This is a genomic window from Dokdonella sp. (assembly GCF_019634845.1).
Classification (GTDB): Bacteria; Pseudomonadota; Gammaproteobacteria; order Xanthomonadales; family Rhodanobacteraceae; genus Dokdonella_A.
This window is the reverse complement of the sequence record NZ_JAHCAQ010000010.1, coordinates 94,688-114,190: the sequence shown is the minus strand read 5'-3', so window position 1 is coordinate 114,190 and position 19,503 is coordinate 94,688. Positions and strand designations below refer to the sequence as shown.

The window sequence follows — 19,503 nt, the reverse complement described above, 5'->3', positions numbered from 1 at the left end:
ATGCGCGACTCGGCGGAGCAGACGGCTCTGTCGCGTCGCGGTGCTTTCGAATCGCCCATCACCCATCGCCCATCACGGCTGGCTGCGCGCAGCGCGCGGGGCTTCACCCTCATCGAGCTGATGGCGGTGATCCTGCTCATCGCGATCGCGATGACGATCGTGTCGGTATCGTTTTCCAAGAGCCTGCGCGCGGCCAAGATCCGCGCCGCGAGCCGCGATCTGGTGGCGGCGTTGCGCTACACGCGCGGCCAGGCGATCGTCAAGGGCAAGTCGCAGGCGCTCGTGCTCGACCTCGACGACAACTCCTACGCCGCGCCGGGCAAGGCTGCGGTCAAGCTGCCCGAGGGCATGAACCTGCGCCTGACCACGGCCGAAATCGAGCAGACCGGTGCCAACAGCGGCGGCATCCGCTTCTTTCCCGACGGCAGTTCCACTGGCGGCCACATCGCGGTGCTGCAAGGCCAGCGCGAGTGGCGCATCAACGTCGCCTGGTTGACCGGCGACATCGAGCTCAACGAACGCGGCGAGTAGGCGCGGCGGCGAACTCGCCGCCGGCCGCGCTGTCCATCCGTCCATGAAACAATCTTCGCCAGCCTTCGCCCGCCGTCGCTCGATGCGCGGCTTCAGCCTGATCGAGATGGTCGCGGCATTTCTCGTGTTCGCGATCGCCATCGGCGTGCTGATGTCGGTGCTCACCGCGGCGATGCGCAACACGCGCATGTCGGCGGACTACACGATGGCTGCGTTGTGGGCGCAGAGCAGGCTCGACATCGTGGGCGTCGGCATTCCGGTGGAAGAGGGCCATACCAGCGGTCGCTTCGATGACACCTACAACTGGGACCTGGATATCCACAAGATCGATGCGGCGGCCGTCGAGCCGCCGCCGCAACTGGTGGCGGCCAATGCGCAGCAGTTGGCGCAGGCGCAGAACCAGTCGCGCAATGCAGCGGCGCAGGCGATGGCCAATGGCATGGGCGGGCCGCAGGACGCGCCGTTCGACCTGTATGAGGTCGACCTCGTCGTGTCCTGGGGCGGACGCCATGGCGGCACGCCGCGCAGCGCGCACTTCAGCACCCTGCGCGCGGTCAACCCCGAGCAGGCCGCCAATGGCATGCCGGGCGTCGGCCTCAACATGGCTGACCCGATGCGCCGGAGACCGCGATGAACCAGCGGCCGATGCGACCTGCGGCAACCGGTTTCACCCTGCTCGAGGTGATGCTGGCCCTGCTGTTGCTGGCCCTGTTGCTGGCGGGTACGGTCGGCGCCGTGCGCACGGCCGTGCACGCGATGCATTCGGGCGAATTGGCCATTGACCGCACCAGTCGCGTGCGCGTGGCGCAGGAATTCGTGCGGCGGCAGATCAGCCGCATCCTGCCGCTGGCGTTTGGTCGCGACGACAATACCGGCGCCAATTTCGTCTTCGACGGCAAGCGCGATTTCATGCGCTTCGTGGCGCCGATGCCGGGTTATCTGTCCAAGGGCGGGCCTTACGTGCAGACGTTGAGCCTGATCGGCAACCGCCGTGGCGGCCGGCAGCTCGTGTTCACCGCGCAGATGCTCAATGGCTACGACGAGAGCCTGCAGGGCGGCGACATCGAGCCCGCGGTTCTGCTCGACCAGATCGCCGATGGCCGCTTCGAGTTCCGCCGCATCGACGAGAATGGCGAACTCACCGACTGGTCCGACCAGTGGGACGACGCGGCGGTGACGCCGGTGATGGTGCGCATCAGCCTGCGCATGCTGCCCGAGGCGCAGGTCGAGTTCCCGGACATGGAGATCCCGCTCATGCTCGATGCGGGTGCGGTGCGCCAGCAGATGCCGTTCGGGACGCGCAACATGCCTGGCATGCAGCTGGATGGAGGGCCGCAGCGACCACGCCCCAATCCACGCGCCCAACCCAATGCGAGGAAGGAATGAAGCGCGCGTTCGCCCACGGTGTGCGGTCCCGTCAGCGCGGTCTGGCCTTCGTGCTCGTGCTGTGGGTCGTGGCCATGCTGACGATCCTGCTCGGCAGTTTCTCGTTGATCGCCCGCACCGAGAACCTGCAGGCGCGGCACATGTTCGATACCACCCAGGCGCGCTACGCAGCCGAGGCTGGCCTCAATCTCGCCGTGTACGAATTGCGCAAGGCCGATCCGCTGTTGCGCTGGGTCGGCGACGGGCGGCCCTACAGTTTCGGCTTCGGCAATGCCGACGTCGAGGTCCGCATCACCGACGATTCGGGCAAGATCAACCTCAACAGCGCCGATCCGGCCACCCTCAAGAACCTGTTCATGGCGCGCGGGGTGACCGAGGAAAAAGCCGAGGCGCTGGCGGCCGCGATCCGCGACTGGGTGGACGGCGACGACGAAACCTCGCTCGACGGCGCCGAGGAGGGCGACTACAAGGCGGCCGGCTTGTCCTATGGGCCCGCCAATGCGCCATTCACGACCGTCTCCGAGCTGCAACAGGTGCTGGGGATGAACTACGAGCTGTTCACCCAGGTCGAACCCGCTCTGACCGTGTTCAGCGCGCAAGGTACGCCCAATGCCCAGTACGCCCCGCTCGAAGCGCTCGAGGCCCTGCCAGACATGACCGCCGACTGCGCCCGGCAAATCATTGCGCAGCGCCAGGCCATCCAGCCGGGCGACACGCCGCCGCCCGGCGAGCCGCTGTGCGGGGTTTCGATCGGCGCCGTGGCGGGCGGCGGGGGCGTCACGTATAGTGTCCAGTCCCGTGCGACGCTCCCCAATGGGGCCAGCACGACCTTGGATGCCACCATCCGCATGGGTGGGGTCAACGCGGCCGGCCGGCCGTTCGTGATCCTGCGCTGGCGTGACGGGGAAACTTCCTGAAAGCCGTGAATCCGACTGTCGACCGACTGATCGCGCGCGCCCGCGCGCGCCTGGCCAAGACGCCGCTGCCACGTTTCTTCGCGTGGTGGGGGCGTGAGCTGTTGGCGTGCCTGCCACCACGCTGGCAGACGCTGATTGGCGAGCGCTCGGAATCGCTGCTGGTCGCTCTGCAGCCGGAGGCGCTGGTGGTATGGCGCGAGCGCGGCGAGCAGATCGAAGAGTACGGCCGCATCGGGCGCGGCGAGCCGGTCGAAGCGCAGGCGGCGCAGTTCCGCGAGTTGCGCGAGCGCATCGAGGATCCCAACCTGCGCACGGTCCTGTGCATCCCCGGCGAGCGTGCGCTGACGCGCGTCCTCAACCTGCCGCTGGCTGCCGCCGACAACCTGTCGCAGGTGCTCGGCTTCGAGATGGATCGGCAGACGCCATTCAAGGCCGATCAGGTCTATTTCGACAGCCGCGTGCTGGGCGAGGATGCCGCCGGCCGCAACGTGCGCGTCGAACTGGTGCTGATGCCGCGTGCGCAACTGGACGCCGAACTGGCGGCGCTGCCGGGTGTGGTGGCGCAGCTCGATGGCGTGGACGCGTGGACGGGGGCGGCCGGTGCCGCGCGCCGGCACGTCAACCTGCTGCCGGCCGAACGGCGCGCGCGGCGGCGCGACTGGCGCCTGCCGCTCAACATCGGCCTGGCCGCTGCGGCGCTGTTGCTGCTCGTGTTCAACATGGACGAGTCGCTGGCCAACCGCGCAGCCGCGCTCGACGCGATGCGCGTCGAGGTCGATGCCGCGGCCAAGCAGGCCAAGCAGGTCGCTGCGCTCAGGCAGACGCTGACCGATTCGATTTCCGGCGCCAACTTCCTGGTCGACCGCAAGCGCACCGGTCCGACCATCGTGGCGCTCATCAATGACATCACCGAGCGCGTGCCGCTCGACACCTATCTGGAACGCCTGCAGATCGAGAACAACCAGGTGCAGTTGCAGGGCCAGGCCACCGAGGCGGCCAAGCTCATTGCGCTGCTCGCTGCGTCGCCCTGCCTGGGCAATCCGGGATTCCAGGGCCAGGTGCAACCCGACCCGCGCACGGGCAAGGAGCGGTTCCAGATCAACGCCGAGTTGAAGGAGTGCAATCCGCAACCCACGACGGGCGCTGCCGCGACCGCCCCCGCGGCGCCGGCCGCAGCGACGCCGGCCGGCGCGGCGCCAGGCCGACCGCGTCGGCGGCAGGCGCGCCGGCCGGCAGCCGGCCGCGCTGGCACCCGCCGGCAGCAAGGAGGCCAGCCATGGCGGCAAGTAGGTTCCAGCCCAAGGACGGTCGCCTGCTGGCCGTGGTGCTGCTGCTCATCGTGCTGTTGCTGGTCTATCTGGTCGGCGTGCACTGGTGGTTCGTGGCGCCACAGCTGCAGTTCGCGAGCGACATGCAGGATCTGCGCGACCAACAGCTCAAGTACAGCCGCATCATCGAGCAGCAACCTGACATCGAGCATCGCCTGGGCGAGGTCAAAGCCTATGAACAGGGCAACCCCGCCTTCATGGCCGAGGTCGATCGCAATGCCGCCGAAGCGGCCTTGATCCAGCGCCTCAAGCAGGCGATGACCGATCATGTGAAGAACGATGCACGCTGCCAGAACAACGGCACGCAGAGCTACGCGGGGACGCAGGATGAGGTGTACCTGCGGGTCACGGTGCAGGCGCGGCTCAAGTGCGACCTGGAACCGTTGGCGGCGATCCTGCAGGACCTGGAGAGCGGCAAGCCGTATCTGTTCGTCGACCAGGTGATGATCTACAAGCAGCAGACCTACCGGCCGCCCGGCGCCAAGGTGGCGACGATTCCGCTCGACGTGCGTTTCAACCTTTCGGGCTACCTGCGCCAGCCGGGCAAGACCAAATGAACGTGCGCGCCGCCCGCCTGACTACCCGGATCCTCGCCGCGACCTGTGGCGTGCTGTTGCTGCTGCTCGTGGTGCAGTACGCCGGCTTCGGCCGTGGTTACCGCTGGGATACGCAGCCGCGCGACGGCGAGGATGCGCACGCGCTGCCCACGATCGACCAGCACACGCCGCAAATGCCGGCGCCCGGCACCTACACGGCGATCGACGCACACCCGCTGTTCAACGAGGATCGCCAGCCGTCGCCGATCGACGCCCTGGCCGACGCCGACGCCGGCGCGCCGCCGGTCAATCCGCTGAACGTGCAGCTGACCGGCGTGATCATCGACGAGATCAACCACGTGCGCGTGGCCATGTTGCTCGACCGGACGCGGAACCAGCCGATCAGTCTCAAGGTCGGAATGCCGCTGGAAGGCGACCAGGCGGCATGGACGCTGGTCGAGCTCAAGCCGCGGGTGGCGGTGTTCCGCAGCGCCGCGGCCGAAACCACCGAGGTCGAGCTCGAAACCGCCGGTGGCGCACCGGCCGGACCGGCAGGTGGGCCCAGGGCGGCGCCGCCACGCGCTCCGCTTAGCATGCCGCAGACCAAGGGCGGCGAGGCGGGTACCGACGATCTGGCCAAACGCATCGAGGAGCGGCGGCGCCAGATGCGCGAGGAAGCCGAACGCAATCGCAAGGAACCGGCGCCGCCGGCGCCTGACAAGAAGTGAAGGGAGCCCATCAAGTGCGATCCAGACTCTCAGTCCTGCTGCTCAGCCTCGGCCTTGTGCTGCTGGCCGGATGCACGCCGCCGGCTGCCACCCGCGCCGACACGAGCCATGCCGACGTGCTGACCGCCGACACCATCCTGGAAACAACGCCGGCACCCGTCAGTGACGAGACGGTGCAGGGCATTGCGATCAGTCCCGAGGCGAAGGCGGACCGGCCGCCACCCAAGCCCGAGATCGAGCTCGGTACCGGCAAGTTCTTCAAGACCCAGCCGGTGCCGCGCGCAAGCGGCGGCGAAGGCCAGGTCACGTTCAATTTCGAGAACCAGCCGATCCAGGCCGTCGTCAAGGCGATCCTCGGCGACATGCTGCAGGAGAACTACACGATTGCGCCGAACGTGGGTGGCAACGTCACCTATTCGACCTCGCGGCCGATCCGCCGCGAGGACGCGATGCCGGTGCTGGAGATGCTCCTGTCGTGGACTGGCAATGCGCTCGTGCGCGAGGGCAACCGCTACACCGTGCTGGCTGCGCGCGATGCCATTCCCGGCAAGCTGACGCCGCAGCTCGGCTCCAGCCAGCAGCCCGGCTACGGCCTGCGCATCTTTCCGCTGCGCTACATCTCGCCGGTCGAGATGGCCAAGCTGCTCAAGCCCTACGCCAAGGCCGACGCATTCGTGCAGATCGATCCCAACCGCAGCCTGCTGGTGCTGGCCGGCACGCCATCGGAGCTGGAGAACTATCAGCGCACGATCGACACCTTCGACGTCGACTGGCTGCGCGGCATGTCGATCGGTGTCTACAACATGCAGCACGTCGACGTGACCAAGCTCATGCCCGACCTGCAGAAGCTGTTCGGTACCGAGGGCGAGTCGCCGCTGGCCGGCATGTTCCGCTTCATGCCCATCGAGGAAACCAACTCGATGATCGTCATCACTCCGCAGCCGGAGTACCTCAAGCAGGCCGAGGAGTGGTTGTACCGACTCGATCGTGGCAGCGCCGAGAACGCGGTGCAGCTGTACGTCTACAACGTCAAGAACCTCAAGGCGCCGGACCTGGCCGACTATCTGAGCCAGATCTTCCTGGGCACCAGCGGCGGCACGCATCGCAGCAGCACGTCGGGTCGCGTGGGACCGGGCCTGCGCTCGACCTCGCTCAACAGTCGCGGTGGAGCGGGCGGTGGCATCGGCGGTGGCATGAGTTACGGCAGCTCGCTGCGGCCGCAATCCAATCAGGAAAAGGTCGCGCCGGCGGCGCCGGCGGCAGGCGCGACTGCCGGTGCACCAGCCGCCACCGGCAGCGGCAAGCGCGAGTCGGATATCCGCATCTCGGCCATCGAGGAAAACAACCAGATCATGGTGATGGCGCAGCCCTTCGAGTGGGAGCAGATGCAGGCCGCGATCCGGCGCCTGGATACGCCGCCGCTGCAGGTCCAGATCGAGGCACGCATCCTCGAGGTGACGCTGCACGGGGATCTCCAGTACGGCGTGCAATGGTGGCTCGGCAACCTGATGACGGCACCGGGCGTGTACGACAGCGACCGCAGTGAGTATCAGTACCCCAATCAGTACCATCGTCGCGGCAGCACGGCGGGCGCGAAGGGTCCGGGACCAACCTCGGCCAGCTTCTTCTACTCGTTCCTCAACAGCAAGTTCCAGGTCGCGATCAGTGCGCTGGAGTCCGATGGTGTCGCCAAGACCTTGTCGGCGCCATCGCTCGTGGTCAACAACAACCAGGAAGCCTCGCTCACGGTGGGCGATCAGATTCCAGTCGTGCAGACCTACTACAATGGGCTGGGCGCCATCAGTGGCGTCAACAGTGGCACGGGCACCAGCACGTCGAACAATTACTATGGCGGCATGACTGGCTCGGTGCAGTATCTGAGCACCGGTGTCACGCTCAACGTGATGCCGCGCGTCAATCCCGGCGGACTCGTCTACCTCGACATCCAGCAGGAGGTCAGCACGCCCGGCGCGGCTGCCACGAGCAGTGGTAATCCGCCGATTGCACAGCGACAGATCCAGACCTCGGTTGCGGTGCAGAGTGGACAGACGCTGCTGCTCGGTGGCCTCATCAAGGAAATCAAGCAGGACAGCAACAGCAGCGTGCCCGTGCTGGGCAAGGTGCCGGTGTTGCGCAACCTGTTCGGCTCGACCAAGAACAGCAGCGACCGCACCGAGCTCATCGTGCTCATCACGCCGCGCGTGATCAACAACAGCGACGAGGCACGCCAGGTCACGGCCGACTACATCAAGCAATTCGAATCACTGCGTCCGCTGCGCGCACGGGCCGCCACACCGGCGGCGGAGTCGACGCAACCCGCAGGTCAGGTGCAGACACATCCGCTGCACGAATCCACCACGATCAAGCAGGAACCCACCAGTGACCAATGATCTCATCAGGACTTGCGCAGCGCTCGTGCTGGCTGCAGGCGTCACGCTCGTCGCCGGCTGTGTCGACAAGAGCAACCCGGACATCATCGACAAGCGCAGCGTCGAGCGCTGGAACTACCTCATTGCGCACGAGGCCGAGAAGGCCTACGACTACCTCACGCCCGGTTATCGCGCCACGCAGACGCGGGAGGCATATGCGACGGCGATGAACAATCGCCCTGTCATCTGGAAGTCCGCCGAATTCCAGGGCAAGAGCTGCGATGGCGATCGTTGCGACGTTCAGGTGACGGTTACCTACTCGATGCCGGTCCCAGGCAAGTCCGAGCGCCGCACCGACGTCACGAGCAGGCAGAGCGAAACCTGGCTGCGCCTAGATGGGCAGTGGTACTATTTGCCAAATGATTGACTTGGTTGGATTTTTGTGCGTGTTGGGCAGGGATTGCATGGATCTTTCCTTTCGCTTAACATGCCCGAGCCGAAGCCTGACCTTCATGTGAGGCGTGCGTTGCGCGCTTGGCGTGGGTTGGCGGTAAAGCAAAAAGCCCTGTGGTTAAAAATTTAGGAGTGTTGCGATGAAAAGAAACAGCTTGACGACTGCCGTCGTCGCCGGCATCGCCGGTATCGCCGGCTTCGCGGGCCTGGCCAACGCCGTCGATCTCAATCCCGATGGCCTGGGTCAGGTTCTGCTCTATCCGTACTACACGGTCAACAAGGGTCAGGACACGCTGATCTCCGTCGTCAATACGGATACCGAATACGGCAAGGCGGTCAAGGTCCGCTTCCTCGAAGGCTACAACAGCCGCGAAGTGCTCGACTTCAACCTGTACCTGTCCGCCGCCGACGTGTGGACTGCGTGGATCAGCGACGACGGCTCCAATGGCGCCGCGATCAACACGATCGACGAGAGCTGCATCGACTACCTGCCGAGCCTGCCGTGGAGCTTCAGCACGGGTGGTTTCGATGGTTCGGGTATCGGCGCCAGCGGCCCGATTCCGAAGGACTCCGGCCCGAAGACCAAGGATCGTACGCGCGAGGGTTACCTCGAGATGATCCTCATGGGTGATATCGACCCGGCCACCTCGCTTGGCAGGGCGATCACCCACAAGCAGAACGGCAACCCGGACGGTGGCGTGCCGACCTGTGCGGCGCCGGTTGGCGACGATGTCGTCATCCCTGGTCAGCTGCTGCCACCCACGAGCGGTCTGTTCGGCGGCGCCTGGATCGCCAACGTGGCGAACGGTACGGCGTTCAGCTACAACGCCGACGCGATCGAAGGCTTCTCGTATCTCGTCAACTACACCGGTCCGTCGTCGCTGTTCCCGACGCTGCAGGATGCACGTACCAATCCGATGGGCGCGAGTCCTGCGTTGGCCGGTATTGCACGTTCCTACGTGTTTGGCGACAACGGTGCGTTGATCATGTCTGACTACGCCGCCGGTGAAGACGCCGTCAGCGCGATCTTCATGGCCGACACCGTGTACAACGAGTACATGATCAATGCCGCGATCGGCGGTCAGAGTGACTGGGTCGTCACGTTCCCGACCAAGCGCTTCTACGTCGACAATGCCCTGTATCCGGGCCATGTGCTGCCGCCGTTCGCCGAGAAGTTCGGCGCCACCGATGCGAGCCAGTCGCGCATCGCGATCACGCTGAGCACCTACGATCACGAAGAAGGCAGCACCGACACGATCATCCCGCGCTGCCCGTCGCCGCCGGATGCTTCGTGCTTCGCGCAGTCGCCGTTCCTGCCGTACGAAGTCAACGTGATCTCGTTCACCAAGACCTCGCCTCCGGGTGAGTCGACGGTGTTCGGCTCCAAGCTGTATCGTACGGTCAATCCGTTCGGCGATACGGGCGGCTGGGCTGGTCTCGACCTCGCGTCGGGCGATGGCGGTCACATCCTGCCGCGCGGTATCAATCCGAACAGCGGCAACGCCACCCGGTTCTACGGCTTGCCGGCAACGGGCTTCTGGGCCGCCGTGGCTCAGCGTGGTTCGGCTTCGGCCAACTACAACGGTGTGTGGCGTCATCGTGCACACCGTACCTGCAACGACGTCAACACTGCTGGTCAGCCGATTCAGGCTTGCTCCTGATAGGTTTGCCAGTTGTTGTGGTTGTGAGGGAAAAGGGGGGCGCAAGCCCCCCTTTTCTTTTTCTGGTCGGGCCAGATGCGCGATGCGCCGTCGACAGTCCTCGATATCTGGCAGCCCCGGCACGGATGCAGCAGGCAATGAATGACGTCTGCGAGCGGCGCGCATGGAGCCCGTGACCGGCTGGGGCTTCCGTGCAGCCACTGGTGACGTGATGAATTCGCGTAGAGATTGCCCCGCGCGTCGATTGGGGCAAGGCGCGCCTTGCGCGTCCAACCGCGTGGACGAGCCGGCCGCGATGATTGCGTCTGTTCCGCCGGCGGACTTGAACCTGAGCGCGTCGCCGCATTGGCTGCTTGGCCATGCGCCAATATCCGGAACGACCGCGTCACGCGCCGCTGCTTGCACGGTCCTGCAATTTCATCCGATGGCGACGCACGTTGCGCGTTCGCACGGTTTGCACCTCAGGCCCAGTGTTGACGATGGGCCTCCGCCCGGCTTCGGCGCGTGAAAGGAGAAATCATCGCGCCCCCAGTTCGTCCGTTCGAACCCTGACGCGACGCCACACATGCGGATCTGCACGGCGGCACGATGTGATTTCGTTAAAACCGCGTTGCTGAATATTCAGTGCAACGCCACGTTCGCTTCACAGGCGCTTCTGTATAATCCGCGCGCTCCCACCACCTCACCACGAGGCCGTCATGACCCAGTTTGCCTCGCGCAGGCTCGCTCTCTTGGCTGTTGTCGCTGGCGCGGCCTGCGCCGCGTCTGCCGCATCCGCTGCCACCACCACAGTGCGCCTCAACACGATGAGCGGCGCTGCTCCCGTGACTTGCGTTGCCAGTTCCAATGATGCCGCTGGCGTGCATCTGGATCCCGCCGGCAGCACCGCCTTGGTCATGGATGGCGTCACGTTGACCGAGGAACCCGCCGGCTCGCACGCTTGCCAGCCGATCGGCGGCAGCTCCGCCGACTTCCAGCTGACCAATATCGTGATCTCGCAGGATGCCGCGGGGACCGTGACGGCGTTCACGCCGCAGATCAACCAGCCGTTCTACGTCAACTGGTCGGTCTCCGCGGACGCATCGGTCTGTGTGCGGACCGCCAGCAGCAACGTCACCAGCGCGACGATCACGGGCTGGGTCGTCGGCTCGGCAATCAATTCGCCGGCCGGTGCACATCACGAGCCCGTGACCCCGATGCAGGGCGGCACTTACAGCTTTGGCGTCATCTGCAGCAACGCGAGTGGCTACAAGACGGGTTCTGCACCGCACATCCCCGCAGCGGCGCCGTCGCCCGCTCCGGTGCTGACCGCCGTACCCACTACGCAGAGCGTCGGCGGTGGCGTCACCGTGACCTGGCCTGCCATGACCAATGCGGTGTCGTGCACGGGCAGCGCAACGCGCAACGCCGATCCGACCCCGCTCACGGTGACCAATTGGACCACTGCGTTCGACCCCAACGCCGCGCAGTTCTCGCGCAGCATCGTGGTGCCGGCCGGACTCAGCCCAGGCGACAACCTCAAGTTGATGCTCACCTGCATCAATGGCGACAACGTGGCCGTCTCGAGCGCGACTCCAGCCGTGGTCACCGTCGCGAGCGCGACGCCGATTTCAGTCGCGTTGCAGGTGACGCCGACGGCCGCCACCACAGGCAATCCGCCGAACCCCGCCACGGTCACGGTGTCGGCGCCGACCAATTCCGCGCTGGCCAATATGGCGTGTACTGGCACGATCCAGACTGCAACCGGCACGATCAGCAGCGGCTGGGCTGGCTGGACCGGTCCGTTCTCGATTCCGGCGACCGGTACCTTGTCGCAGAGCGTGACCCTCCCGACCACCGCCACGGCGGGTGCCTACACCTTCAAGATGACGTGTTCGCTCGGCCAGCAATCGGCCGTCGATACCGGGCAGGCCGTTCTTACGCTCAGCGACCCCGGCACCGCAGCCTGTTCAGGAACGATCCCCGCAGGCGATCCGCGTCTGGCTGGTCAGCCAGACACTGCCCAGCGCGTCCGATTGGCGCAGGCGGACATCAAGTACGGTGTAGTGCCTCAGGGTACGCGAACCGCAGTGCCGTTCACCGAGTTTGCGAACATCTGGGGTTACAACGCACCGACGACACCGCCGCCTCCTGTTGCCTGGCCTGGCATCATCGGTTCGGCGCCGGGTTACCTGATGCCGCGCAACGGCTATTTCGGTGTTCACTTCAAGACGCCTGCGGTTGGGCCGACACCGCCAGCAGGGTATTTCGCGTCGTCGACATATGGTGGCAGCGATCCAGTATCCGTTTCGCTGAGCACTACCTGCGGCGACTTTGCTGGGGATCCTTCGACGAATGCGTGCTACGCGACCAACGTGCAGGCCGATGACGGCGGCGTTCTGAACTGGCAATTCGATTCCACAGGACAGACGCCGCCCTCAAAGTGGTTCTGTTACCTCAAGCCCAACACCGACTACTACCTCAACGTCATGTTCACGTCGACGACGCGTCAATCCGGCAGCAGGTGTCTCGCGGCGGACACCACCGGCGCGTGCCACATCATGCTGGTGCGTGACAGTAGTCGGCTTGGGTTGTCTCCCAGGCGTTGCCGGCGGTAGCTAATGCGTGCGCCAACGCGTTCTTCCGGAACTCGAACGCGCGCCAGATGACCGTGAGTTTGAATCGCCACCATTGAACCTCGCGCCTTGGCAATCTTTGATCACAGCCGCTGGTTCATCCCGCCCACGCTGATATTGCCTGGCACCTGAGCACCAACGCGTGACGGTGACGCTCGAAGACGTTGACGCTTTTGCCGCCAAGATCCCGCCGGAGAAGCGCGCGGGCTTCTTCGCCAGTCCGACGCGAATCGAGAAGGCGATCGACAACCTGTTGATGACCAAGCAGCTCGCTGCCGAGGCGCGCGCAGCCGGTCTCGACAAGGATCCGCTCATCGCCCGCCAAGCCGAGCTTGCCGCCGACGAAGTCTTGGCACTGGCCCGTCGCCAGCAGTTCGACCGCGATATCAAGGTTCCCGACCTGTCGCAATTGGCACGCGAGGAATTCCTTGCTCACAAGGACAAGTACATCCAGCGTGGCCAGGCGGTGGTGGAGCACATCCTCATCAACACGACCTCGCGCAGTGATGCCGAGGCGCAGGCGCTGGCGCGCACGGTCGAGCAGAAGGCACGCGCCGAACCCGGATCGTTCGAGGCGCTGGTCGAGCAATATTCCGACGATCCGAGCAAGGTCAGCAACCACGGCAAGCTCGAAGACGCGGCCAACCCGAAGGTGTACGACGCCGACTTCGTGGCGGGCGTGGTCAAATTGCGCCAGGCCGGCGAGATCTCGCCTGTCGTCAAGACCACCTTCGGTTACCACATCATCAAGCTGCTGAGTCGTTCGTCCGACGTTGTTCCGACCTTCGAGCAGGCCAAGCCGCAGATCATCAAGGATCTGTCCACGGCCTATACCGACAAGGCCTCGCGGGCGCACTCAAGCGAATTGGCCGAGCAACCTCTGGATCTCAATGCCGACCTCGTGCGGTCGCTCCAGACTCGCTATGCGCCTGGTGGCGCGGCGGCGCCATCGAACTAGGGCAATGCCGGGCGGCGGCGCCTGCGGTGCGCCGCCACTGCGCTCAAGGGACAGCACACCGGCGCCCAGGTCGGCCGCGCAGCGCGCGCCCGACCCACAGGGCGTCATGTCGCGCGATGTGGGTACGGCAGTCGTTGCTCGGCGTCGGCGCGCAGCGAAATTTGTTGCCGACGCCTGTCCCCGAGCCGACGAGGACGCCAGTGACCTCCCGGCTTTCCGGGATGCGGTGTCACCCTTGACGCCGTCGGCAGCGGCAGCAGGTCGGCTCGACCGCGCGCGGCTGCATCGAACCGGCGCCTCGCGCACAATGGCAAGACCCCGACATGACACAGTCGGGCCACGGGGCTGCGGATCCATGCAAAACGCGACATCGCTCTCCTTTGCGCGCCAGATGGTGCTGCGCGACCTGCGTTCGCGCTACACGGGCAGCTTTGGCGGCATGTTCTGGGCCATCTTCCAGCCGGTGTTGCAGCTGGCCATCTTCGCGTTCGTGTTCGTCAAGGTGTTCCACGCGCGCATCCCCGGTGCCGACGCGCCCGGTTATGTCGCCTTCCTCGCGGTGGCGCTGTGGCCGTGGACGGCGTTCGCCGATGCAGTGTTGAACGCAACCCGCGCCATCGAGGACAACGCCGCCCTCATCGGCAAGGTGGCGCTGCCGCGCGCGATGCTCGTCGTCTCGCGCGTGTGTGCGAGCTTTGTCGTGCACCTGACCGGTTTCATCGCGATCGTCATCGTGCTCGCGTTCCATGACGATCATGTCCGTCTGCTCGATGGCTTGCTGCCGGCACTCGCGCTCTACCTGCCGCTGTTCGCGCTCGCGCTCGGTTTTGCCTTCGCGTTCGCGGCCCTGCAGGTTTTCGTGCGCGACCTGGTGCAGTTGCTCGGACAAGTGTTGCCGCTGCTGATGTATTGCGCGCCGGTGTTCTACGACCGCACGATCCTGCCGCCAGCGATCCAGCCTTGGCTGTCGCTCAACCCGTTCACCTATTACGCCGAGGCCTTCCACGCACTCGTGCTCGGCCATGGCAGCGTGTCCTGGGCCGCCACCGCAGTGGCGCTGCTGGTCGCGGCGCTGGTCGCCCTCGGCGGCTATGGGCTGTTCCGGCGCCTCGACCGGCACTTCGAGGACTTCCTGTGAGCGAGGTCCTGGTACGTGCCAACGGGCTCGGCAAGGCCTATCCGAAGGCGTTCCGCAATCGCGACCGCCTGCGCGCATTGTGGCGCCTGCTGTTCTCGCAGCGGGCCACCGACAGCCTTGCCGTGTTGGCCGATGTCGACCTGGAAGTGCGTCGCGGCGAGTCGTTGGGTTTGATCGGCGCCAACGGCGCCGGCAAGTCGACCCTGCTCAAGCTCATCACCGGCGTTCTCACCCCGACCACCGGCAGCGTCAGCGTGCATGGCGAGATCGGCGCGCTGCTCGAATTGGGCGCCGGTTTCCACCTCGAGCATACCGGTCGCGACAACATCACGATGACGGCGGCGCTGCACGGGCTCGGCGGCGCCGCGTTGCGTGAGCGTCTGCCGCAGATCATCGAATTCGCCGACATCGGCCGCTACATCGACGAACCGGTGAAGCACTACTCGTCGGGCATGGTCGTGCGGCTGGGTTTTGCCATCGTGGCGGTGCTGCGACCGGATCTGCTCATCACCGACGAAGTGCTTGCGGTCGGCGACGAAGCGTTCCAGAAGAAGTGCATCAAGTGGATGCAGGACTACCTCGATGGCGGCGGTACGCTCATTCTCGTCTCGCACAGCATGTACCACGTGCAGAAGCTGTGTCAGCGCGCGTGCTGGTTGCGCGACGGGCGGGTGGAGATGATCGGCGATGTGTTCGACGTGACCCAGGCCTACCTGGCCTTCCAGGAACGCAAATCGGGTGATGCGGGTGGCGCCGCCGCGGCCCGCGATCATGACGTCGAATTCTCGCTGGGCGAAGCCAGCATCAATGGCCACGACGCCGAGACGCCGCTGCTGCTCGACGACGGCGAGCCGCTGATCGTGCGCGCGCGGGTGCGCTCACGCGAGGGACGCGTCCCGGTGCTCATGGTTGGCATCGTGCGTGTCGATGGCACGCCGGTGTATGGCGTCGCCAGCGACATGGATGGCTATCAGCCGCAGCGGATCGGCGCGCACGAATTCGCCTGCGAGCTCGTGTTTGATGCGTTGCACCTGCTGCCCGGCACCTACCTGGTGCGCATCCATCCGCTCGATCCCGAAGGGATCCGCCTTTTCGACACCTGGGAACGCGGCGTGACGGTGCGTGGTGCCAGCCGCGAACTGGGCATGGTGCGCCTGCCGCACCGATGGCGCGATCAAGATGAGGTGGTCCGATGAGCGATTCGCAACCGCTGCCGTTCACCGGTGAGCGCTTCACCCCCGAGTGCGTGCGCGAAATCTGGTACGAACACTGGCACCGCTATGCATTCGCGCGCGGCCTCGTCGCCGGCAAGCGTGTCCTCGATGCGGCCTGCGGCGAAGGCTATGGCAGCGCCTTGCTGGCCGCGGTTGCCGGCTCGGTTACCGGCGTCGACGTCGATGCGGACGCGATCGCGCACGCGCGTGCCCGCTACGGCGCCCGTGCCAACCTGGGCTTCGAGCGCGCCGACGTGACGCAGCTGCCATTCGCCGACGGCAGCTTCGACGTCGTGGTGTCGTTCGAGACACTGGAGCATCTCGCGGCGCAGGAGCAGTTGCTCGACGAATTCGCCCGGGTGCTGACCGCCGACGGCATCCTCGTGTTGTCGTCGCCCGACCGGCATGCCTACAGCGACCTCACCGGTTTCCACAACCCGTTCCACGTCCGCGAGCTGTACCGCGACGAGCTGTTTGCGTTGCTGACACCGCGCTTCGCGCAGTTGCGCCTGTACGGGCAGAAGCTGCTGTTCCAGTCGGCGATCTGGGCGCTGGACGCGATCCCCGGCGCCCACGAGGCGCACACCGCCAGTGCCGATGGCGCGGCGGTCGAGGCCGGCCTGGGCTACCTGCCGCTCTACTTCATCGCGGTGTGCGCCAGGACCGCCCTGCCGGCCCGGTTGCCGCCGTTGTCGCTGTTCGGCGACCGCGAAGAATCGGTCTATACCCATTACAATCACGAAATCCGCAAGAACATGACCGCCGGTGCCCGCATCGCCGAGCTCGAAGCCGAGCTCGAGCGCCTGCGCGATGCGCTGGCGACCGCGCAGCACAGGAAAGCAGACGGCACGGCCTGACCCGCCGATGCCGGATACGTCGATGAGCACGCAGTTCGGCTACCAGATCAACTACTCCACCACGCCATCGTCGCCGCCGCGCGTCGATCCCGATGCGCCGCTGTACGCGTCGGAAGATGGCGTCGTCGCCTCGCTGTCGAACAACGAGTGCATCTTCCAGGTCAAGCGCAGCGGCGAAACGCATGTGATGACCTACCAGGTCCTGCAGGCGCTCGACCAGACGCGCCAGTTCCGCAGTCTCGACGAGCACGTCGAGCGCGTGATGGGCTCGATCACGGGTCTTGCCGGCCAGCGCGAGGGCGTGCTGCGCGTGTTCGAGGGGCTGGTCAATCGCGGCCTGCTGGTATCGGCAACGAGCTTCGTGCAACGCTGCGCCGAGGCCACCGCGCGCTCGCCAGCGCCACTGCGCGGCGTGTTCATCCGCGCCTGCGACCGCCCCGACCAGCTGGCGCACCTGCTGGCTTCGCTCAGCGACTACGAGCGCCGTCATCGTGCCAACCGCCATTACGTTCTCATCGACGACTCGAGCTCGCGCGACGCCGCCAACCGCCACCGCGACCTGCTGCGCGAGTTTGCCCGTGCCACCGGCTGCAAGCTCACCTATGTCGGTGCGACCGAAGCGCGCCGCCTGGCCGAGCGCCTTGCCCGCGCGGTACCGGCGGCCGCGCCGGTGCTTGCCGGCTTTGCGCTCGGCGAGGACAAGGCCGGCCGCTTTGGCGGCGGCCGCGCCTGGAACCTCATGCTGCTGCTCAGCGCCGGCGCGCGAGCGGTCCTGCTCGACGACGATCATCGCCTGCCGTTGCGGCGCCTCGACGAGGCCCGCGCCGGACTCGATCCGGACCTCAGCCATCATGGCGTGACCCGCTTCCATCGCAATCTCGACAATGCGCTGGCGGCAGGCAGCGAAGTCGATGGCGATCCGTTCGAACTGCACCTGGCCGCGTTGGGGCAGCCGCTCGGCGCCTTGACCCAGCGCGCCGCCTACGCGCTCGATCCCGCTTCGCTGCGCGGTCTGGCCCTCAACCGGCTCGACCATCTGCGCGGCGATGCCGCGGTGCTGGCCACCCAGCATGGCAGCTATGGCAGCTCGCGCACCGACTCGACGCTGTGGCTGTACCAGTTGCCACCCGAGCAGCGCGCCGAGTTCGTGCGCGACCGCGACAGTTACCTGCGCAACATGGAGGCCGGCAGCATCTGGTATGGCCAGGTCCAGGCCAGCGCACAGCCCACGGCCAACTTCTCGCCGTTCGCGCTCGACAACAGCGTGCTGCTGCCGTGCACGAATCCATCGGGGCGCGGCGAAGACGCGTTGTTCTCCAACCTCGTTTCGCTGTGCCATCCCGACGCGCTGGCGCTGGAGCTGCCGCTGGCCATCGGTCACGTGCAGGAAACCCAGCGCAAGCGCAGCACGCTGACCTTCAGCGCGCACACGCCCAAGTTCAACTATTTCGTCACCGACTTCGTGCGGCGCCAGTTGCCGCAGCTCAACTCGAGCGACCCTGCGCAGCGCCTCGCGGTGCTGGTGGCACACCTGCGCGACGTGGCCGGCTCCAGTCCACGCGGCGCCGTGCAGCAGCTGCGCGAATACCTGGCCTACGTGCGGTCCGATCTCATCGAACGCCTGCAGCACCAATTCGATGCTGCCACCGATGCGCCGATCTACTGGCAGGCCGACGTGCGCTCGATCATCGAGGCCAACGGCAAGGCGCTGCTCGCCAATGCCGCCCCGCGACTGGGCGATTGGCCTGCAGGCGGCGACGATGCCGGCTGCGCGCGCTTGTTGCGTGAGGAGACGACGCAGCTGGCCACGCTGTGCGAAGTCTGGCCGGCACTGTGGGCGCATGCGCGCGACCAGGGCGAACGCCTGCTGGGTGCCGTCTGAGTGCGACCGCGATGGCCGACGCCGCCCGCGCCGGGTTGACCAGCATCATCGTCGTCGCGGCCGACAGCGGTGCGCCGCTGCGGGCCTGCGTGGCCTCGGTGCTGGCCCAGCCCGACGCGCTCGAGCTGATCCTCGTCGACAACGCCTCGCGCGATGGCGAGGTCGAGCGCCTGCTCGCCGCGCACGCTGCCGATACCCGTCTGCGCGTGTTGCGCAACGCCGCCAACCTCGGCTTCGGGCCGGCCTGCAATCGCGGCGCCGCGATGGCGAGTGGCGATGTACTGGTGTTCCTCAACCCCGACTGCGAGCTGCGCGCCGACACCGTGTATGGCCTGCGTGCCGCGCTCGACGACGATCGCCGCATCGGCCTGCTGGGCCTGTGCGTGCTTGATGCGCAGGGGCATCCTGCGCGCGGCAATCGACGACGTGACCCGAGCCTGCGCCGCGTGTTCATGACGCTGAGCGGCCTGGCGCGCTGGGAACGGCGCCATCCGGGCTGGGCCGGGGTGGAAATGCCGGCTGGCGCCTCCGGCCGGGTCGAATACCTCGAGGCCGTATCCGGCGCCTGCATGGTGCTGCCGCGCGCGGTGTTCGCGCGGCTGGGCGGCTTCGACGAAGGCTATTTCCTGCACGTCGAGGATCTGGACCTGTGCCGGCGCGTGCGTGACGCCGGCTGGCGCGTCGGCTTCGTGTCGACCTTGAGCATCACCCACCTGCAGGGCAGTTCGAGCCGCGCGCGGCCCGTGTTCGTGGCGCGTGCCAAGCACCGCGGCATGTGGCGCTATTTCACCAAGTTCGATCCTGCCGCGCGCAACCCGCTGCTGCGCGCGCTGGTGTGGTGCGGACTGTGGGCGCACTTCGCCTGGCAGGCGCCATGGCTCGCGCTGCGCCGGTCACGCCCGCACGCGCCAACCCATCGGCGCTGATGTG

At 66.5% G+C, this 19,503-nt stretch carries 16 protein-coding genes and 1 pseudogene; all 17 read left to right on the top strand.

The window, feature by feature from the left end:
* On the top strand, nucleotides 1-531 hold the full coding sequence (locus KF903_RS09190) for a GspH/FimT family pseudopilin (RefSeq protein ID WP_306582198.1): 531 nt from the start codon (nucleotides 1-3) through the stop codon (nucleotides 529-531).
* A 43-nt stretch (nucleotides 532-574) separates the two neighbouring features.
* The gene (locus KF903_RS09185; protein WP_291213884.1) at nucleotides 575-1,165 is read left to right on the top strand and encodes a prepilin-type N-terminal cleavage/methylation domain-containing protein; all 591 of its coding nucleotides are present in this window, start codon (nucleotides 575-577) and stop codon (nucleotides 1,163-1,165) included.
* Complete coding sequence (locus KF903_RS09180) at nucleotides 1,162-1,917, top strand: prepilin-type N-terminal cleavage/methylation domain-containing protein (protein ID WP_291213882.1); 756 nt, start codon at nucleotides 1,162-1,164, stop codon at nucleotides 1,915-1,917. Before KF903_RS09185 ends, KF903_RS09180 begins: the two co-directional genes overlap by 4 nt.
* Complete coding sequence (locus KF903_RS09175) at nucleotides 1,914-2,834, top strand: type II secretion system protein GspK (RefSeq protein ID WP_291213881.1); 921 nt, start codon at nucleotides 1,914-1,916, stop codon at nucleotides 2,832-2,834. The genes KF903_RS09180 and KF903_RS09175 overlap by 4 nt, the downstream gene beginning before the upstream one ends.
* Nucleotides 2,835-3,241: 407 nt before the next feature.
* A pseudogene (locus tag KF903_RS14270) lies at nucleotides 3,242-3,934 on the top strand (PilN domain-containing protein); the annotation flags it as partial.
* Between the two features lie 176 nt (nucleotides 3,935-4,110).
* The gene (gene gspM, locus KF903_RS09165; protein WP_291213879.1) at nucleotides 4,111-4,719 is read left to right on the top strand and encodes a type II secretion system protein GspM; all 609 of its coding nucleotides are present in this window, start codon (nucleotides 4,111-4,113) and stop codon (nucleotides 4,717-4,719) included.
* Nucleotides 4,716-5,426 carry a hypothetical protein gene (locus KF903_RS09160; RefSeq protein ID WP_291213877.1) on the top strand — a complete coding sequence of 237 codons (711 nt, stop codon included), beginning with the start codon at nucleotides 4,716-4,718 and terminating at the stop codon, nucleotides 5,424-5,426. The genes gspM and KF903_RS09160 overlap by 4 nt, the downstream gene beginning before the upstream one ends.
* A gap of 14 nt (nucleotides 5,427-5,440) precedes the next feature.
* Nucleotides 5,441-7,816 carry a type II secretion system secretin GspD gene (gene gspD, locus KF903_RS09155; RefSeq protein ID WP_291213875.1) on the top strand — a complete coding sequence of 792 codons (2,376 nt, stop codon included), beginning with the start codon at nucleotides 5,441-5,443 and terminating at the stop codon, nucleotides 7,814-7,816.
* Complete coding sequence (locus KF903_RS09150) at nucleotides 7,806-8,222, top strand: hypothetical protein (protein WP_291213873.1); 417 nt, start codon at nucleotides 7,806-7,808, stop codon at nucleotides 8,220-8,222. Before gspD ends, KF903_RS09150 begins: the two co-directional genes overlap by 11 nt.
* Nucleotides 8,223-8,388: 166 nt before the next feature.
* Nucleotides 8,389-9,909 (top strand): hypothetical protein, encoded by a 1,521-nt coding sequence (locus KF903_RS09145; protein WP_291213871.1) that lies wholly within the window; start codon nucleotides 8,389-8,391, stop codon nucleotides 9,907-9,909.
* A gap of 698 nt (nucleotides 9,910-10,607) precedes the next feature.
* Nucleotides 10,608-12,506 carry a hypothetical protein gene (locus tag KF903_RS09140; RefSeq protein ID WP_291213869.1) on the top strand — a complete coding sequence of 633 codons (1,899 nt, stop codon included), beginning with the start codon at nucleotides 10,608-10,610 and terminating at the stop codon, nucleotides 12,504-12,506.
* Between the two features lie 166 nt (nucleotides 12,507-12,672).
* A complete protein-coding gene (locus KF903_RS09135) occupies nucleotides 12,673-13,482 on the top strand; it encodes a peptidylprolyl isomerase (RefSeq protein WP_291213867.1) in 810 nt (269 codons plus the stop codon).
* A gap of 355 nt (nucleotides 13,483-13,837) precedes the next feature.
* A complete protein-coding gene (locus tag KF903_RS09130; RefSeq protein WP_291213865.1) occupies nucleotides 13,838-14,620 on the top strand; it encodes an ABC transporter permease in 783 nt (260 codons plus the stop codon).
* Nucleotides 14,617-15,816, top strand: a complete 1,200-nt coding sequence (locus tag KF903_RS09125; RefSeq protein WP_291213863.1) for an ABC transporter ATP-binding protein — start codon at nucleotides 14,617-14,619, stop codon at nucleotides 15,814-15,816. The genes KF903_RS09130 and KF903_RS09125 overlap by 4 nt, the downstream gene beginning before the upstream one ends.
* Nucleotides 15,813-16,691, top strand: coding sequence for a class I SAM-dependent methyltransferase (locus tag KF903_RS09120; protein WP_291213861.1), 879 nt, complete (start codon nucleotides 15,813-15,815; stop codon nucleotides 16,689-16,691). The genes KF903_RS09125 and KF903_RS09120 overlap by 4 nt, the downstream gene beginning before the upstream one ends.
* Before the next feature lie 22 nt (nucleotides 16,692-16,713).
* Complete coding sequence (locus KF903_RS09115) at nucleotides 16,714-18,573, top strand: hypothetical protein (protein ID WP_291213859.1); 1,860 nt, start codon at nucleotides 16,714-16,716, stop codon at nucleotides 18,571-18,573.
* Between the two features lie 11 nt (nucleotides 18,574-18,584).
* Complete coding sequence (locus tag KF903_RS09110) at nucleotides 18,585-19,499, top strand: glycosyltransferase family 2 protein (protein WP_291213857.1); 915 nt, start codon at nucleotides 18,585-18,587, stop codon at nucleotides 19,497-19,499.
* Nucleotides 19,500-19,503 lie beyond the last annotated feature (4 nt).

Bases quoted from the DNA above. Each gene is read 5' to 3' on its own strand.
- KF903_RS09190 (WP_306582198.1), top strand. From the start codon at position 1: ATGCGCGACTCGGCGGAGCAGACGGCTCTGTCGCGTCGCGGTGCTTTC.
- KF903_RS09185 (WP_291213884.1), top strand. From the start codon at position 575: ATGAAACAATCTTCGCCAGCCTTCGCCCGCCGTCGCTCGATGCGCGGC.
- KF903_RS09180 (WP_291213882.1), top strand. From the start codon at position 1,162: ATGAACCAGCGGCCGATGCGACCTGCGGCAACCGGTTTCACCCTGCTC.
- KF903_RS09175 (WP_291213881.1), top strand. From the start codon at position 1,914: ATGAAGCGCGCGTTCGCCCACGGTGTGCGGTCCCGTCAGCGCGGTCTG.
- gspM (WP_291213879.1), top strand. From the start codon at position 4,111: ATGGCGGCAAGTAGGTTCCAGCCCAAGGACGGTCGCCTGCTGGCCGTG.
- KF903_RS09160 (WP_291213877.1), top strand. From the start codon at position 4,716: ATGAACGTGCGCGCCGCCCGCCTGACTACCCGGATCCTCGCCGCGACC.
- KF903_RS09145 (WP_291213871.1), top strand. From the start codon at position 8,389: ATGAAAAGAAACAGCTTGACGACTGCCGTCGTCGCCGGCATCGCCGGT.
- KF903_RS09140 (WP_291213869.1), top strand. From the start codon at position 10,608: ATGACCCAGTTTGCCTCGCGCAGGCTCGCTCTCTTGGCTGTTGTCGCT.
- KF903_RS09130 (WP_291213865.1), top strand. From the start codon at position 13,838: ATGCAAAACGCGACATCGCTCTCCTTTGCGCGCCAGATGGTGCTGCGC.
- KF903_RS09120 (WP_291213861.1), top strand. From the start codon at position 15,813: ATGAGCGATTCGCAACCGCTGCCGTTCACCGGTGAGCGCTTCACCCCC.
- KF903_RS09115 (WP_291213859.1), top strand. From the start codon at position 16,714: ATGAGCACGCAGTTCGGCTACCAGATCAACTACTCCACCACGCCATCG.
- KF903_RS09110 (WP_291213857.1), top strand. From the start codon at position 18,585: ATGGCCGACGCCGCCCGCGCCGGGTTGACCAGCATCATCGTCGTCGCG.